This is a genomic window from Variovorax monticola (genome assembly GCF_051216855.1).
In the GTDB taxonomy this organism is placed as follows: domain Bacteria; phylum Pseudomonadota; class Gammaproteobacteria; order Burkholderiales; family Burkholderiaceae_C; genus Variovorax.
In genome coordinates, this window is the sequence record NZ_JBPJZP010000003.1 from 102,594 (window position 1) to 119,288 (window position 16,695).

Below are 16,695 nucleotides of genomic sequence, written 5' to 3' on the forward strand. Positions count from 1 at the left end.
AAGACACCCGATGCATAAGCCAACTTACATTCCGGCATAAGCCTTGCAGGACAATCGCCCCACCCATGGGAATCAGTCAATACATCAAGGAAATCGGCCGTGGCGCGCGTGGCGCCAAGCCGCTCACGCGCGAACAAGCTGCCGACCTGTTCGGCCAGGTGCTGGACGGCACCGTCACCGACCTCGAAATCGGTGGCTTCTGCCTGGCCATGCGCATCAAGGGCGAAACGCCCGAAGAAATGGCCGGCTTCCTCGACGCCACGCATGCCAGGCTGCACCGCATTCCAGCCGGCGGCCGCCCGCTGGTGGTGCTGCCCAGCTACAACGGCGCGCGCAAGCTGCCGGTGCTCACGCCGCTGCTGGCGCTGCTGCTCGCCCGCGAAGGCCTGCCGGTGCTGGTGCACGGCAGCGCGAGCGAAACCTCGCGCGTGCTGGCGTCCAACGTGCTCGCGGCCATGGACATTGCGCCGCTGACGGCGGTTCGCCCCGTCGCCGACGGCGAAGCCGCCTTCGCCCCCACCGAACTGCTCAACCCCGCGCTCAAGCGCCTGCTCGACGTGCGCCGCGTGGTCGGCCTGCGCAACCCGGGCCACAGCGTGGTCAAGCTCATGCAGCCCGGCGCCGGCCCCTGCGTGGTGGTCGCCAGCTACACGCACCCCGAATACGCCCGCACCATGGGCGAGACCTTCGAGCTCACGGGCCAGACCGCCCTGCTCTCGCGCGGCCTCGAAGGCGAAGTGGTGTCCGACCCGCGCCGCACCGCGCAGATCGACGGCTTCGTGCGCGGCGTGCGCACCGAGCTGCAGGCCCAGCAGCCGGGCACCACCAGCGACGTGCCGGGCCTGCCGACGGAAATCGACGTGGCCACCACCGCCGCCTACACGCGCCGCGTGCTGGCCGGCGAGCTTCCGGTGCCGGAGGCGATCGCGAAGCAGGTCCTGCACATCACGCAACTGGCATCCCAGGCATGAACGACAACAACGAGCTCCCCACTTCCTCTCTCATTGCCGGGCGCTGCACGCTGGTCGGTGCCGGCCCGGGCGACCCCGAACTGCTGACGGTCAAGGCCGTGAAGGCGATCCAGGCCGCCACGGTGCTGCTGGTGGACGACCTGGTGAACGACGAGATCCTGGCCTATGCCCGCCCCGGCGCGCGCATCGTGCACGTGGGCAAGCGCGGCGGCTGCAAGAGCACGCCGCAGGCTTTCATCGAGCGGCTGATGATCACGGCGGTGCGCGAAGGCGAAACCGTGGTGCGGCTCAAGGGCGGAGACCCCTTCATCTTCGGGCGCGGCGGCGAAGAGGTGGCGCACCTGCGCGAGGCCGGCATCGAATGCGCGGTGGTCAACGGCATCACCGCCGGCCTGGCCGCCGTGACCTCGCTGGGCGTGCCGCTCACGCACCGCGACCATGCGCAGGGCGTGGTGTTCGTCACCGGCCACGCCAAGACCGGCGCGGGCGCGGCCGAAGACCCGACCGACTGGGGCGCGCTGGCCGCGACGGCGTACAGCGCGCGCCTGACGCTGGTGATCTACATGGGCGTGGCGGGTGCCGGGCACATCGAGCGCGAACTGCTGCAGGGCCTGCCGGGCGACACGCCGGTGGCGGTCATCCAGCATGCGAGCCTGCCGCACCAGCGGCACATCGCGACCACGCTGAGCAAGCTGCAAAGCGGCATCGCCGAAGCCGGGCTGGCGAGCCCCGCGGTGATCGTGGTGGGCGACGTGCTGCGCGGCCTGGCCGCGGTGCAGTTGCCGGTGGACGCGGACCAGTTCGGCACCTGATCCCGCGGCGGCAGCCCGCCGACCAAGCAACTAGCGCAACCTGCACGCGCCGGTCTGTACGCCGTTCGGCCCCCCCGCAGCACCCCGGCCCGCACCCCGCTTTGGTGCAGCGTGGCATGGATCCTGCTGCGTATCCGGCAATGAATGCCGTCGCCACGCCCGTCCCCGCCGCCGTCGAAATCGTGGCGCTCACCAAGCGCTACGCCGCCGGCACGCCGGCCGCCGTCGACCAGATCGACCTGCGCATCGCCAGCGGCAGCTACTGCTGCCTGCTGGGGCCCTCGGGCTGCGGCAAGAGCACCACGCTGCGCATGATCGCGGGCCACGAGTCGGTCACCAGCGGCGACATCCTTCTGGACAACCGCAACATCACCAACCTGCCCGCCGCGGCGCGCGGCACGGCCATGATGTTCCAGAGCTTCGCGCTGTTCCCGCACCTGTCGGCCACCGACAACGTGGCCTTCAGCCTGAAGATGAAAGGCGTCGGCAAGGCCGAGCGCCAGAAGCGTGCGCACGACCTGCTGGAGCGCGTGGCCATGGGCCACCTGGCCGAACGCAAGCCCGGCGAACTTTCCGGCGGCCAGCAGCAGCGCGTGGCGCTGGCACGCGCGCTCATCACCGAGCCGCGCGTGCTGCTGCTCGACGAACCGCTGTCGGCGCTCGACCCCTTCCTGCGCATTCAAATGCGCGCCGAGTTGCGGCGCTGGCAGAAGGAGCTGGGCCTGACCTTCGTGCACGTCACGCACTCGCAGGAAGAAGCGATGGCACTGGCCGACACCATGGTGGTCATGAACCACGGCGTGATCGAGCAGGTCGGCGCGCCGCACGCCATCTACAACCACCCGGCGAGCGAGTTCGTGGCGCGCTTCATGGGCGGGCACAACGTGTTCGACACGCCCGCCGGCCCGATCGCGGTGCGCAACGACCACATGCGGATTGCCGCGCCGGCCAGCGGCGCCTCCGGCGGCCTTGCCGCCACGGTGACCGACGTCGAGTACCAGGGCACTTACGTGCTGCTCGGCCTGTCGCTGCAGGCGGCCGCATCGGGGCGCCAGGCCGTGTCGGTGCTGCTGGGCGAAGCCGCCTTTCTCGCGAGCCCGTTTGCACAGGGCGAGACGGTTCGCCTGTCGTGGGCCGAGGCCGACGCGCGCACGCTCGGCCCCGGTGTCAAGCCGCCCGGCGAACGCTCGCCGGTGCGCCCGGATGCCAGCGCCCTGCGCGACGACACGGCCGCCATCGCCATGACGCTGTAGGTCACGCCGCCACCAGCCACCCCTTTTTCCGCGTCCCTTTCCACTTGTCATCCACGGAGACTCAGCCATGACCGAACCCATCGACTCGTCCGCCGGCGTCAAGCGCCGCACGCTGCTGCAAGGCACCGCCGGCATCCTGGCCACGGGCATCGCGCCCTTCGTGCACGCGCAGGAAAAAGTCGTGCTGCGCTACCTGGGCACCGCCGTGAACCAGGACAAGGCCATTGCCGAGAAGTTCAAGGCCGACACCGGCATCGAGATCCAGTACGTCGCCATCACCACCGACGAGGTGACCAAGCGCGCCGTGACCGCGCCCAACAGCTTCGACCTGATCGACACCGAGTTCTTCTCGCTCAAGAAGATCGTGCCCACCGGCAACCTGAAGGGCATCGACACCAAGCGCGTGAAGAACGCCGACAAGATCACCTCGCTCTTCACCAAGGGCGAAGTGGCCGGCAAGAAGGTCGGCAACCAGGGCACGGCGCCGGTGAAGGTGATCTATCTCGAAGGCGAGAAGAGCAAGGTCTTCGCCAAGTCGGCCACGCAGTTCATGTCGCTGATTCCGACCACCTACAACGCCGACACGCTGGGCATTCGCCCCGACCTGATCAAGCGCCCGATCTCTTCGTGGGCCGAGTTGCTGAACCCCGAGTTCAAGGGCAAGACCGCGATCCTGAACATTCCGTCGATCGGCATCATGGACGCCGCGATGGTGGTGGAAGCCAAGGGCATCCACAAGTACGCCGACAAGGGCAACATGACCAAGGCCGAGATCGACCTGACGATCAAGACCCTGATCGAGGCCAAGAAGGCCGGTCAGTTCCGCGCGCTGTGGAAGGATTTCAACGAGTCGGTGAACCTGATGGCCTCGGGCGAGGTCGTGATCCAGTCGATGTGGTCGCCCGCCGTCACGGCCGTGCGCAGCAAGGGCATCGACTGCACCTTCCAGCCCCTGAAGGAAGGGTATCGCGCCTGGGCCTCGGGCTTCGGCCTGCCGGCCACGCTGTCGGGCAAGAAGCTGGACGGCGCTTATGAATTCATCAACTGGTTCCTCGACGGCTGGGCCGGCGCGTACCTCAACCGCCAGGGCTACTACAGCGCCGTGCTGGACACCGCCAAGACCAAGATGGAAGGCTACGAGTGGGCCTACTGGATGGAAGGCAAGCCCGCCGCGCAGGACATCAAGAGCCCGCAGGGCGACGTGATCGCCAAGGCCGGCTCGCTGCGCGACGGCGGCAGCTACGAGCAGCGCATGGGCGGCATCGCGTGCTGGAACGCGGTGATGGACGAGAACGAATACATGGTTCGCAAGTGGAACGAGTTCGTCGCGGCTTGAGCACGCATCCAGGAAAGACACCGCAGACATGAGCGCACCCGCCGCGTCCGGCCACGCCGCCACCATGCCCACGCACACCGTGAAAGCCTGGTGGCAGGCGGCACCGTTCGCGCTCGTGTTCCTGCTGTTCTTCCTGATTCCGCTGGCGCTGGTGGCCATGGTCAGCCTTTGGAATTTCAACGAGTACGAGTTGATTCCCGCAGTCACGCTGCGCAACTACCTGAGCCTGTTCGAGGGCTGCTCGCACCTCACCGACAACGGCGACCTGTGCGTCACGCTCAACACCTACCTGAGCACCTTCAAGTTCTGCCTGCTGGTGTGGGGCATCACGCTGCTGATCGGTTTTTCGGTGGCGTACTTCCTGGCGTTCCATGTGCGCTCGTCGACCATGCAGACGGTGCTGTTCGTGCTGTGCACGGTGCCGTTCTGGACCTCGAACGTGATCCGCATGATCTCGTGGGTGCCGCTCTTGGGGCGCAACGGGCTGGTCAACCAGGCGCTGATGGGCGTGGGCCTCGTCAACCAGCCGGTGGAGTGGCTGCTGTTCTCCGATTTCTCGGTGGTGCTGGCTTTCGTGCACCTGTACACGATGTTCATGATCGTGCCCATCTTCAACAGCATGATGCGCATCGACCGTTCGCTGCTCGAGGCGGCCAGCGACGCGGGCGCGTCGGGCTGGCAGACGCTGTGGAACGTGGTGGTGCCGCTGTCGCGCACGGGCATTTTGATCGGCTCGATCTTCGTCATCACCATCGTGATGGGCGACTTCGTGACCATCGGCGTGATGGGTGGGCAGCAGATCGCGTCCATCGGCAAGATCATCCAGGTGCAGACCTCTTACCTGCAGTTTCCACTGGCTGCGGCCAACGCGATGATTCTTCTGGCGGTGGTGCTGATGATCATCTGGGGCCTGACCCGGCTGGTCGATATTCGCAAGGAGCTCTAGGGTGAAAATCGGCGAACAACGCAGCCCCGGCTTCTGGCCCCTCGCAACAGTCTTCGCCCTGTTCGTGCTGTTCCTCTACGGCCCGATGATCACGATCTTCGTGCTGAGCTTCCAGGGCCCAGAGGGGGGCCTCACATTTCCTTTGCGCGGCGTGTCGCTGCACTGGTTCTACAAGCTGGCGGAAGGCCTGGGCACCGTCGACATCGGTGCGGCCTTCAGGCGCTCGCTGGCGCTGGGTGCGGTGGTGATGGCCTTCACCGTCGTGCTGTCGGTGCTGGCAGGGCTCGCGTTCCGCAAGAAGCTGGCCGGCAGCAACGCCCTGTTCTTCGTGACGGTGGCGAGCCTGATCATGCCGTCGATCATCATTTCATTGGGCATCGGCCTGCAGTTCCGGCTGCTCGACACCGCCGTGAAGGGCCTGCTGACGGCCATGGACGCCACCGCGCTGCTCGAGGGCTACGGCACCGCGCTCGGCCTGTTCAGCTCCGCCCTCGGAGCCCACCTCACGTGGACGCTGCCCTTCGGGCTGCTCATCATGTTCGCGGTGTTCAACCGTTTCAACCCGGCGTATGAGGAAGCCGCGCGCGACCTGGGCGCCACGCCGTGGCAGACCTTCCGCTTCGTGGTGCTGCCGCTGATCGGCCCGTCGATCGTGGGCATCGGCATGTTCGGCTTCACCCTGTCGTGGGACGAGATTGCCCGCACCTCGCAGGCCATCGGCGACGTCAACACGCTGCCGCTCGAACTGCAGGGCCTGACGTCGACGGTCACCACACCGTCGATCTATGCGCTGGGCACCGTGACCACCGTGGTGTCGCTGCTCGTGATGGCCGTGGCACTGGGCGCCGCAGCCATGCTGGGCCGCCGCTCCACCCGCAAGGACTGAGCTGCCAGGGAATCGCGGCGAGGGCTTGGCCGTTGTGGCCGGGGTGCATGCCCTTCGCAGCGGCGCGCGCCAGCACAGAACGGCCCCGCAGGCGCCAAGCCCCGCGCATTGAAGAAAAATCCTGACGCCGCCGAGCACGCCATCGTGCTAAGAGAAGAGTCCAGCAAGTTGGTCGTATCGCCTTGCAGCGCTGTGACAACTGTTTACTCGACTCACCCCACGAGAGCGCTCATGACCATCACCATCAACGGGTCGCCGGCCGAGTTGCCCGACGACCCCAGTGTTTCGTTGCTCGATTTCCTGCGCGAGCATCGCCAGCTGTTCGGCGCCAAGAAGGGCTGCAACCAGGGCGCATGCGGTGCGTGCACCGTGCTCGTCGACGGCGAGCGCGTGCTGGCGTGCCTTGCGCTGGCCGTGCAATACCAGGGCCGGTCGGTCACCACCATCGAAGGTCTTGCCCCGCAAGGCGACCTGCACCCGTTGCAAAAAGCCTTCATCGCGCACGACGGCTTCCAGTGCGGCTACTGCACGCCAGGCCAGGTCTGTTCGGCCGTGGGAATGGCGCAGGAACTCAAGCGGGGCGTTCCCAGCCACGTCACCGCCGACCTCTGTACGCAGACCATCGCGCTCAGCCACGACGAGCTGCGTGAACGCATGAGCGGCAATGTGTGCCGCTGCGGTGCCTACAACGGCATCGTGGCGGCCATCGCCGAGACATTCGAGGGGGTGCCCACATGACCCCCTTCACTTACGCCCGCGCGCAAGACGCAGGCGATGCACTCCGACTCGGCAGCCAGCCAGGCGCCAAGTACCTCGGCGGCGGCACGAACCTGGTCGACCTGATGCGCGAAACCATCGAGCGTCCGATCGCTCTGGTCGATGTCACGGACCTGTCGCGCGACATCGAAGAACGGCCCGACGGCAGCCTGCTGATCGGCGCCGCGACCCGCAACACCGCGCTCGCCTCGCACCCCGCCGTGCGAGCGCGTTACCCGGTGCTCGCACGGGCCGTCACCGCCGGCGCATCGGCGCAGATCCGCAACATGGCGACCGTCGGCGGCAACATGCTGCAGCGCACCCGATGCGCCTATTTCTACGACGACGAAGGGTCGCGCTGCAACAAGCGCAGTCCCGGCCAGGGGTGCGATGCGGCCGAAGGCATCAACCGCCTCCACGCCGTCCTGGGCGCTTCGCCCAGCTGTGTCGCCACGCATCCGTCCGACATGTGCGTGGCGCTCGCCGCGCTGGGCGCCATGGTGCATCTGCGGAACTCCCGCGGCCAGCGCACGCTGCCGTTCACAGAGCTGCACCGCCTGCCCGAAGACCGTCCCGACATCGAGACGCTGCTCGAGCCGGGCGAACTCATCACCGCTGTCGAGCTGCCCGCGCTGCCTTTCGGGGCGTGGTCGACCTACCGCAAGGTGCGCGACCGCGCGAGCTACGCCTTCGCGCTGATTTCCGTGGCGGCCGCGCTCGAGCTCGACGGCGACACCGTCAAGGACGTGCGCATCGCCCTCGGTGGCGTCGCGCACAAGCCTTGGCGCGCCTGGAAGGCCGAAGAGGCGCTGCGGGGGAAACCGGCTACGGCGGAAGTTTTCCGTGCTGCCGCCGAGGCGGAACTGGCCAGCGCGCAGCCGCTGCGCGACAACGGATTCAAGATCGAGCTGGCAAAGCGGACGATTGCCGCCGTGCTCGGCGAACTGAAGGAGATGCAAGCATGAGCGTCATTCAAGAGACCGTTCAGGCGGTCATGAAAAAGGCCATCGCCCTCGCGCCCGACGCATGGGTGCCCGGCAGCAAGCCCGACCCGCTGATCGCGCGCAAGGACGGACTGATCGGCGCGCCGGTCTCACGCCTGGACGGGCCGCTCAAGGTACAGGGGCAGGCGCGGTTCGCGGCGGAATTCCCGATGGAGGGAATGGTCTACGCCGCGCTCGTTTACAGCACGGTGCCGCGGGGACGGATCGCGACGCTGGACACGGGCGCGGCGCAAGCGGCGCCCGGCGTGGTGCTGGTGATGAGCCACGAGAACGCGCCGCGCATGAAACCCATGCCGCTCTTCATGTCCAAGGACAAGGCGGCCGGGGGCGACGACCTGCCCGTCCTGCAGGACGACCAGGTCCACTGGAACGGCCAGCCGATCGCCGTCGTGCTGGCGCAGACGCAGGAGCAGGCCGATCACGCGAAGTCGCTGGTTCGCGTCGTGTACGAAGCCGCGCCGGCCACGACCTCGCTCGCGGCGGCCAAGGCCAAGGGAACGAAGCCCGGCACGTTCCAGGGCGAGCCGCTCAAGCTGGAGATCGGCGACGCCGAAGCGGCGCTGGCCGCTGCCCCCCACCGGGTCGACGTCACGTACGCCACGCCACGCCACAGCCACAACGCGATCGAGCTGCATGCGGCGACCGTGGCCTGGAAGGGGGATGAACTCATCCTCCACGACGCCTCGCAGGCGGTCACGCACATGGCCTGGTCGATGGCGGAAATCTTCGGGATCGACGAGAAGCAGGTGCATGTGACCTCGCCCTATGTGGGAGGCGGCTTCGGCGGCAAGACACTGTGGCGCCACCAGGTTCTTGCAGCGGCGGCGTCGAAGCTCGCCGGGCGTCCGGTGCGCATCATGCTCACGCGCGAAGGCGTCTACCGCGTGGTCGGCGGGCGAACGAACACCGAGCAGCGTGTGGCGATCGGTGCGCAGGCGGACGGCCGCTTCGACGCGCTGATCCACACCGGCGTGGTGACGATGACCGAGCACAACAACATGCCCGAGCCGTTCATCTTGCCGGCGCGCTCCGCCTACGCGGCCGGCAGCTTCAAGCTCGACGTCGAGGTGGCGACCCTCGACATGCTGGCCAACACGTTCATGCGCGCGCCCGGCGAAGCGGTCGGCACCTTCGCGCTGGAGAGCGCCGTCGACGAACTGGCCGATGCCATGCGGATGGACCCGATCGAGCTTCGCATCCGCAACGAGCCGCAGAAGGACCCGACCACGGGCGCACCCTTCTCGTCGCGCCACATCGTCGAGGCCTACCGCGCAGGCGCCGAGCGCTTCGGCTGGAGCCGGCGAAGCGCGACGCCGGGCACCCGCCGCGAAGGGGAGTGGCTGGTCGGCATGGGCTGCGCCACCGCCACGTACCCGTACTACCGCATGCCGGGCGGCGCGGCCCGCATCACGCTGGCAAAAGACAGCTTGGTGAAGGTCGAGGTTGCTGCGCATGAAATGGGCATGGGCACCGCCACCGCGCAAACGCAGGTCACCGCCGAACGGCTCGGCCTGACGATGGACCAGGTGACTTTTTGCCACGGCGATTCGCGCTTCCCCGGGGTCGTGCTTGCAGGGGGGTCGCAGCAGACGGCCTCGATCGGCAGCGCGGTCATGGCGGCACAGCACGAACTCTTCGCAGCCTTGTTGAAGCTTTGCGGCAAGGACTCGCCCTTGCACGGCCTGAAGCCCGACGATGTGGTCGGCCGCGACGGCGGCCTCGGCAATATCGATGATCCCGCTCGTTTCGAAAGCTATGCGGGCATCCTGGCGCGCGCCGGGCGTGACGAGCTGGTCGTCGAGGCCAGCGCCCCGCCCCCGCTCGAAATCATGCATTGGTCGATGCACTCGCACGGCGCCATGTTCTGCGAGGTGCGGGTGAACGAGGTGACCGGCGAGACGCGGGTCAGCCGTTTTCTTGGCTCGTTCGACTGCGGACGCATCCTCAACGCCAAGACGGCGGCCAGCCAGTTTCGCGGCGGTATCGTCATGGGGCTGGGCCTGGCGTTGATGGAAGAAACGCAATTCGACGAGCGCAACGGCCGCATCATGAATCCCAGCCTCTCCGACTACCACGTGCCGGTGCACATGGACGTGCCCGAGATCGACGTGATGTGGACCGACATTCCCGATCCGCACTCGCCGATGGGCGCCCACGGCGTCGGCGAGATCGGCATCACCGGGGTGGGCGCCGCGGTTGCCAACGCTGTCTTCAACGCGTGCGGAAAGCGCGTTCGAACGCTGCCCATCACGTTGGACAAGCTGATGCGCTGACGCACCGGCACATCCGGCAGGAGGCAAGCGGCGGGGGACTAAGGGCGCGCGACGCCGCCAGCCCACCGGGCCACCAGCAGCGTCTCGATGTCGTGCACACGGCGGCCCGTGGCGCGCGCGACGGCGTCGCGGTAAGGCGGCATGTTGGTGCACTCCAGCACGATGTCTTCGACCCCCGGGTGAAGCGCCACGAGACGGCGCGCGGCATCGACCACGTCGCGTTCGGCTTGCGCCAGGTCGAGCCGCGCCTCGTTGTTCAAGATGCGCCGATGGAACTCGCAGCCCGGCTGCACGCCCTGCACCGGTGTGTTCGGCGGCACGTCGGCCGCATCGAGGATGGCCTTGCGCATCGACGCCGCGTCGAAAGTCAGGATGCCCGGCCGCGCGAACGCCCGGCATTGCAGCAGGCTCGACGTGACCACGGGAACAGCCACGGCACGGGCCAGCACCTGCTGGTACGCCGCGAGAAAACCGCAGCTGGTGGTGAGCATGGCCGCGCCCTCCCCGGCCAGCCGCAGCGCGCCGTCGACGAAGGGTTGCAGCAGCGAGGGGTCGGCCTCCTTCACGATGCGCTCGGGCGATGCGCCCTCGATCGTGAGCAGGCGCACGGCCATGCCGTGCCGCTCGAAAGTCGCCGGGTTGCCCACGTCGCCCGGCGGCCGCGGAAACCGCGTGTCGAGCATCAGCACGCCGAGGAAGGGCGCTGCGTTGCGCACAGCGCCCGCCACTAGGCCGCCACGCCCTTGAAGCGGCCCAGGAAAGCCTGCGTGGACGCCTGCCGCGGGTTGTCGATCACCACCTCCGGCGGCCCGCTTTCCGCGACCACGCCGTCGCGCATGAAGATGACCTGGTCGGCCACCTCGCGCGCGAAGCCGATCTCGTGCGTCACCAGGATCATGGTCATGCCGTCCTTCGCCAGGCCCTTGATGACGCCGAGCACCTCGCCGACCAGTTCGGGGTCGAGCGCGGATGTCGCCTCGTCGAACAGCATCACGGCGGGCTTCATGGCCAGTGCGCGCGCAATGGCCACGCGCTGCTTCTGGCCGCCCGAGAGCTTGTCGGGAACGTAGTCCGCGCGATCGAGCAGGCCCACCTTGGCGAGCAGCGCGCGCGCCTCGGCCTCGGCCTGCGCCTTGGGCGTCTTCAGCACGGTGACGGGACCCTCCATCACATTGCGCAGCACCGTCATGTGCGGGAACAGGTTGAAGTGCTGGAACACCATGCCCGTGGACGCCCGAAAGCGTGCGAGCGCGCGCTCGTTGGGCAGCGTGGTGTGCACGCCGTTGAACTCGATGGTCTGCTCGCCCACCGTGATGCGCCCGCCCTGGGGCACCGACAGCAGGTTGATGCAGCGCAGCAGCGTCGATTTTCCCGAGCCCGAGGGCCCGATGATCGCGACCACCTGGCCGCGCTCGACCTGCAGCGAAATGTCTTTCAGCACCACGTTCTGCCCGAAGGCCTTCCTGAGGTTGCTGATCTGGATCAAGGGCTGGGGCATTTCAGACTTCTTCCTTCGGCCCGGCGCCGAATTCCATGCGCTTGGCCCAGATGGTGACGGGCAGCAGCACCGCAAAGTAGGCGACCGCGATGAAGGTGTAGAGCTCCAGCGGACGGTAGGTTTCGTGCGCGATCACCTGGCCCTGGTAGAGCAGGTCGGGCACGGCCAGCACCGACAGCAGCGAGGTGTTCTTCAGCTGCATGATCGACTGGCTCATGAGCGGGGGCACCATGCGCTTGAACGCCTGCGGCAGCACCACGCGGCGCATGAGCTGCAGGCGTGTCATGCCGAGCGCGCGGGCCGCCTCGACCTGGCCGCTGTCGATGGAAATGATGCCGCCGCGCACGATCTCGGAATAAAAGGCGCCGCCGTACAGCGACAGGCACAGCGTGGCGGCCACGACGGCCGAGATCTCCAGCCCCGTGAGCACCGGCAGCGCGTAGTAGAACCACACGAGCTGCACCAGCACCGGCGTGCAGCGGAACACCTCGATGTAGGCACGAATCGGCGCCGACACCCAGGGGTTGCGCGACAGGCGCCCCAGCCCCGTCGCCAGGCCGACGAGCAGCCCCAGCACCACGCACACGACGGTGAAGACCAGCGTGTAGGCCAGGCCGATGAGCAGCAGCCTGCGGTAGGTCCAGAGCACGCTGAAGTCCCAGTCGTAGGCCGTGCCCGAGGCGCCGCCCGAGAAGTGGCGCACCGCGGCCCAGACGCCGGCGAGCCCGCACGCGAGCAGCAAGGCCGTGCCGAGCCGTGAGCGGCCGGTGGGCCCGCTCGCGGGATCGTGGAGGTCCATGACGCCCCCTTAGAACTTGATTTCGGGCGGGAAGGCGCTGGCCGGCACGCCCGCGAGCTTTTCCATGTTCTTCAGGATGACGCTGCGGACTTCGCCCTTGGAGCGTTCTTCGGCCAGCCAGGCGTTCACGGCTTTCTGCAGGCCGGGGTCGGTGTCCTTGCGCAGGCCGATGCTCACGGGCGCGGTGTAGACCGGCTGCGGAACGTACATCGTGCCCAGGCCCGGACGCTTGGCCAGCAGCGGCTCGGCCAGCAGGATCACGAGCACCTGGCAGTCGGCGCGGCCGGCCTGCAGCGACATGGTGGCGGCGCCGGAGTTCTCCAGACGGGTGACGTCGGCCTTCGGCAGCACCCGCTGGGCCAGCTGGTCGTGGCTGGAGCCGATGTCCACCACGATCTTGGTGTCGGGGGTGTTCAGCTGCTCCCAGCTCTTTTGCGGCACGCCCTTCTTGCAGACCACCGTGTAGGTGTTCTCGAACAGCGTGTCGGCAAAGTTGACCATGGCGGCGCGCTGCGGCGACGGGGCCAGGCCGAACATGGCGTCGATCTTGTTGGACTGCAGGTCGAGCACCGCATTGCCCCAGGTGGTCTCGACGTACTCGACCTTGGCGCCGAGGCTCTTGGCAAGGCTTTCGCTGAAGTCGGGGCCGAAGCCTTCCCACTTGCCGGTGCCGGGGTCCTTGGCGAAATACGGAATGGCGCCGGCGATGGCGCCGACGCGCAGCACATGCGTGCGCTGAACCCGCGCGAGCGAGCTTTCCTGGGCTTGGGCAAAGGCCGACCCGAGGGTGCAGGCGGCGACGGCAGCCACGAGGGCGCGAATGAAATTTCGTTTGATGGTCACGACCACTCCAAGCAATTAGTTTGCCAATGTACAAAGGTCGACGATTGTGTTCCAAGGCATCCCCTTGCGCGCCGGAGGCGCCCCGGGGAGGCCCGCGCGACCTAAAATCCGCCGCACAACAAACACAACGCAACCCCGAGGGGGCTCCATGCTCGACATCGACAAACTCAACGATTTCACCCAGAACCACGGCGAACTGCGCCGCGGCCAGGGCCTGGTCACCGGCACCATCGCACTGAGCCTGGCCATCCTGTGCTTCCTTGGCGTGCTGGCCTTTCACTTTCCGCAGTACCTCACCACGCCCGAGCTGCGCAAGAGCTACAACGTCGACGTGATGCGCTACATCCTGCTGGTGGCGCTGGTCGTCTCCGGCGGGCTGTCGCTGGTGAACATCATCTTCAACCGCTCGCGCTGGCTCTCGTCGGCCGCGTTTTTGCTGGTGGCGGCCTCGGCGCTGCTGGGTGGCCACAAGGTGCCGGTGCACGACTTCGCGGACAACACGCCGTACATCGGGCTGGACTGGTTCATTCTCGACCTGCTGGGCTCGTCGCTGATCTTCATCTTCATCGAGAAGCTCTTCGCCCTGCGCAAGGACCAGCCCGTGTTCCGCGAAGAGTGGCAAACCGACTTCCACCACTTCGTGGTGAACCACATGATCGTGGGCTTCGTGCTGCTGGCCACCAACCTGATGGTGCACAAGCTCTTCGGCTGGGCCGCCAACGACGGCATCCGCGGCTGGGTGGGCAACCTGCCGTTCTGGGCCGGCATTCTTCTGATCATTCTGGTGGCCGACCTGGTGCAGTACTGGACCCACCGCGCCTACCACGAGGTGCCCGTGCTGTGGCGCCTGCACGCGGTGCACCACAGCGTCAAAAGCATGGACTGGATGGCCGGCTCGCGCCAGCACATCCTGGAGCTGCTGATCACGCGCACGCTGGTGCTGGCGCCCATCTACGTGCTGGGCTTCAGCAAGGAAGTGATCGACGCGTACATCGTGGTGGTCGGCTTCCAGGCGGTGTTCAACCACTGCAACGTGAGCGTGCGGCTGGGCCCGCTGCGCTACCTGATCGTGACGCCCAACTTCCACCACTGGCACCACAGCCAGGACATCGAGGCGCTCGACAAGAACTATGCGGCGCACTACGCCTTTCTCGACTACCTCTTCGGCACGGCCGTGAAGACCACCAAGCTCTGGCCCGAGAAGTACGGCGTGCTGGGCGACTACGTGCCCAACGGCTTCTTCAAGCAGCTGAAGTTTCCGTTCGTCTGGAAGGGCTGATGCGCGCCGCTCTCAAGACCGCCGCGGTCATCACCGCGGCGGGCGCCGCCCTGCTGCTCTCGGCCTGCGCCACCCGGCTCGACCTGCCAAGCAAGGACAACGGCCTGCGCCTGCGGGTGCAGAGCTCGGTCATCGCACCGGGCAACGGCGGCGAGCTCATCGCCGCCGACGCGCTGGAACCTGGCGACATCCTGCTGACCTCGATCGCCACGGTGAACTCCTTCGGCATCCGCCTGGGCACCTTCTCGCCGGTGAGCCACGCCGTGTTGTACCTCGGCGACGGCCAGATCGCCGAAGCCGTGGGCACGGGCGTGCGCGCGCGGCCGCTGGCCGAGGTGGTCGACGAGGAGCAGATGGTGGTGGCGTTTCGCGTGCCTGGCGTCAACGAAGCCGGTGCCGGTCGCCTGCGCGAATGGGCGATGTCGCAGGTGGGCGCGCGCTACAACACCGTGGGCGTGCTGCTGAACGCGCCTTTCGTGCTGAACCGCCGCCTGTGCGAACTGCCGCTGGTGCCCGGCGCCATCAGCAACTACTGCATGACCGGCATGGCCATGGTGCAGCTGGGCGCGAGCCGCAACGACCAGTTCTTCTGCTCGCAGTTCGTGCTCGAAGCCTACAAGCAGGCCGGCCTGCCGATCACCAGCGCAGACCCGCGCTGGGTGAGCCCGGCCGACCTGCTGCACATGCGCGAGGGCGACGTGCCCTCGATTGCCGCCACGCAGCCGCTGCGCTACGTGGGCCACCTGAAATACAACCCGCCGCCGCTGCTGGCGGCCGACGGGCCTTGAGCGCCGCGCCTGCTCCAGCCGCCCGCTTCGACGTCGTCGTGATCGGTGCCGGCGCCGCCGGGCTGTTCTGCGCCGGCGTGGCCGGCCAGCGCGGGCTGAAGGTGCTGGTGGTGGACCACAGCGAGAAGGTGGGCGAGAAGATCCGCATCTCGGGCGGCGGGCGGGCCAACTTCACCAACCGCGACCTCGACGTGCGCGCGCCGCAGCGCCACTTCATCGGCGACAACCCGAATTTCTGCCGCTCGGCGCTGTCGCGCTATGCGCCGCAGCAGTTCGTCGAACTGGTGCAAAAGCACGGGATCGCCTTCCACGAGAAGCACAAGGGGCAGCTGTTCTGCGACGGCTCCTCGCAGCAAATCGTCGACATGCTGCTGGCCGAATGCGCCGCGGGCGGGGTCGAGCGCTGGCAGCCGTGCAAGGTCGGGAAGATCACGTTTTCTGCCGCTCACGCTGATTCGGCGGGCGTGGGGTGCTATCGAATCGAGAGCGACCGCGGGGTCGTCGAGGCATCGAAGATCGTGGTCGCCACTGGCGGGCTGTCGATTCCGCAGATCGGCGCGAGCGACTTCGGCTACCGCATCGCCGAGCAGTTCGGCCTGCGCCTGGTCACGCCGCGACCGGCGCTGGTGCCGCTGACCTTCGGCGGCGACGCCTGGGCGCCGTATGCAGAACTTGCGGGGCTGGCGCTGCCGGTGCGCATCGAGACCGGCGCCAGGAAAGAGAAGATGGGCTTCCTCGAAGACCTGCTGTTCACCCACCGCGGCCTGTCGGGCCCGGCGGTGCTGCAGATTTCGAGCTACTGGAAGCCCGGCACGCCGCTGACGCTGGACTTCGCGCCGGGCGTGGACGTGATCGCGTCGCTGGGCGAGGCCAAGCTCCGCTCGAAGAAACGCATCGCCAACGAACTGGCCTCGCTGGTGCCTTCACGGCTTGCGGACGCCTGGGTCGGACAAGACCCGGCTTTGCAACGGCCGGTGAACGAAGCGGCCGACAAGGCGCTGGCGGCGCTGTCGGAACGCATTGCGCACTGGCAGATCACGCCCAGCGGCACCGAAGGCTACAAAAAGGCCGAAGTGACGGCCGGCGGCGTCGATACCCGCGATTTGTCCTCCCAGACGATGGAATCGAAGCAACCGGGCCTGTTTTTCATCGGCGAAGTGGTGGATGTCACGGGTTGGTTGGGCGGATACAACTTTCAATGGGCATGGGCAAGCGCCCATGCGTGCGCAACCGCGCTATAATCGCGGGCTA

At 67.5% G+C, this 16,695-nt stretch carries 16 protein-coding genes; 12 read left to right on the top strand and 4 right to left on the bottom strand.

Annotated features, from left to right (window positions below):
• The first annotated feature begins 65 nt into the window (after positions 1–65).
• The 9 genes from ybiB to ACSFA5_RS11645 all read left to right on the top strand — a co-directional run bounded on the left by ybiB (position 66) and on the right by ACSFA5_RS11645 (position 10,237).
• Positions 66–971 (top strand): DNA-binding protein YbiB, encoded by a 906-nt coding sequence (ybiB, locus tag ACSFA5_RS11605; RefSeq protein WP_435444183.1) that lies wholly within the window; start codon positions 66–68, stop codon positions 969–971.
• Positions 968–1,783: a uroporphyrinogen-III C-methyltransferase gene (gene cobA / locus ACSFA5_RS11610; protein WP_435444184.1), complete on the top strand. Its 816-nt coding sequence runs from the start codon at positions 968–970 to the stop codon at positions 1,781–1,783. The genes ybiB and cobA overlap by 4 nt, the downstream gene beginning before the upstream one ends.
• A 140-nt stretch (positions 1,784–1,923) precedes the next feature.
• Positions 1,924–3,036 (top strand): ABC transporter ATP-binding protein, encoded by a 1,113-nt coding sequence (locus ACSFA5_RS11615; RefSeq protein ID WP_435444185.1) that lies wholly within the window; start codon positions 1,924–1,926, stop codon positions 3,034–3,036.
• A gap of 67 nt (positions 3,037–3,103) precedes the next feature.
• Entirely contained in the window at positions 3,104–4,372 is a 1,269-nt protein-coding gene (locus ACSFA5_RS11620; RefSeq protein WP_435444186.1) for an ABC transporter substrate-binding protein, read from the top strand.
• A 28-nt stretch (positions 4,373–4,400) separates the two neighbouring features.
• Entirely contained in the window at positions 4,401–5,318 is a 918-nt protein-coding gene (locus ACSFA5_RS11625; protein ID WP_435444187.1) for an ABC transporter permease, read from the top strand.
• A 1-nt stretch (position 5,319) separates the two neighbouring features.
• The gene (locus ACSFA5_RS11630; protein ID WP_435444188.1) at positions 5,320–6,204 is read left to right on the top strand and encodes an ABC transporter permease; all 885 of its coding nucleotides are present in this window, start codon (positions 5,320–5,322) and stop codon (positions 6,202–6,204) included.
• A gap of 231 nt (positions 6,205–6,435) precedes the next feature.
• A complete protein-coding gene (locus ACSFA5_RS11635) occupies positions 6,436–6,942 on the top strand; it encodes a 2Fe-2S iron-sulfur cluster-binding protein (RefSeq protein WP_435444189.1) in 507 nt (168 codons plus the stop codon).
• On the top strand, positions 6,939–7,925 hold the full coding sequence (locus ACSFA5_RS11640; RefSeq protein WP_435444190.1) for an FAD binding domain-containing protein: 987 nt from the start codon (positions 6,939–6,941) through the stop codon (positions 7,923–7,925). Before ACSFA5_RS11635 ends, ACSFA5_RS11640 begins: the two co-directional genes overlap by 4 nt.
• Positions 7,922–10,237, top strand: a complete 2,316-nt coding sequence (locus ACSFA5_RS11645) for a xanthine dehydrogenase family protein molybdopterin-binding subunit (protein ID WP_435444191.1) — start codon at positions 7,922–7,924, stop codon at positions 10,235–10,237. Before ACSFA5_RS11640 ends, ACSFA5_RS11645 begins: the two co-directional genes overlap by 4 nt.
• Positions 10,238–10,275: 38 nt before the next feature.
• Here the strand turns inward: ACSFA5_RS11645 and ACSFA5_RS11650 are convergent, their stop codons facing one another.
• The 4 genes from ACSFA5_RS11650 to ACSFA5_RS11665 are packed head-to-tail and all read right to left on the bottom strand — an operon-like array spanning position 10,276 to position 13,377.
• Positions 10,276–10,953 carry an aspartate/glutamate racemase family protein gene (locus ACSFA5_RS11650; protein ID WP_435444192.1) on the bottom strand — a complete coding sequence of 226 codons (678 nt, stop codon included), beginning with the start codon at positions 10,951–10,953 and terminating at the stop codon, positions 10,276–10,278.
• Positions 10,954–10,964: 11 nt separating this feature from the next.
• The gene (locus ACSFA5_RS11655; RefSeq protein WP_435444193.1) at positions 10,965–11,735 is read right to left on the bottom strand and encodes an amino acid ABC transporter ATP-binding protein; all 771 of its coding nucleotides are present in this window, start codon (positions 11,733–11,735) and stop codon (positions 10,965–10,967) included.
• A 1-nt stretch (position 11,736) separates the two neighbouring features.
• A complete protein-coding gene (locus tag ACSFA5_RS11660; RefSeq protein WP_435444194.1) occupies positions 11,737–12,534 on the bottom strand; it encodes an amino acid ABC transporter permease in 798 nt (265 codons plus the stop codon).
• A gap of 9 nt (positions 12,535–12,543) precedes the next feature.
• A complete protein-coding gene (locus tag ACSFA5_RS11665; protein ID WP_435444195.1) occupies positions 12,544–13,377 on the bottom strand; it encodes a transporter substrate-binding domain-containing protein in 834 nt (277 codons plus the stop codon).
• Between the two features lie 148 nt (positions 13,378–13,525).
• On the opposite strand from ACSFA5_RS11665, the gene ACSFA5_RS11670 reads away from it, so the two are divergent.
• From ACSFA5_RS11670 to ACSFA5_RS11680, 3 genes are read left to right on the top strand one after another with little or no spacing between them, the layout of a single operon-like run.
• Positions 13,526–14,656 carry a sterol desaturase family protein gene (locus ACSFA5_RS11670; protein WP_435444196.1) on the top strand — a complete coding sequence of 377 codons (1,131 nt, stop codon included), beginning with the start codon at positions 13,526–13,528 and terminating at the stop codon, positions 14,654–14,656.
• A complete protein-coding gene (locus ACSFA5_RS11675) occupies positions 14,656–15,444 on the top strand; it encodes a YaeF family permuted papain-like enzyme (protein ID WP_435444197.1) in 789 nt (262 codons plus the stop codon). Before ACSFA5_RS11670 ends, ACSFA5_RS11675 begins: the two co-directional genes overlap by 1 nt.
• The gene (locus tag ACSFA5_RS11680; protein ID WP_435444198.1) at positions 15,441–16,685 is read left to right on the top strand and encodes a BaiN/RdsA family NAD(P)/FAD-dependent oxidoreductase; all 1,245 of its coding nucleotides are present in this window, start codon (positions 15,441–15,443) and stop codon (positions 16,683–16,685) included. The genes ACSFA5_RS11675 and ACSFA5_RS11680 overlap by 4 nt, the downstream gene beginning before the upstream one ends.
• Positions 16,686–16,695: the final 10 nt, after the last annotated feature.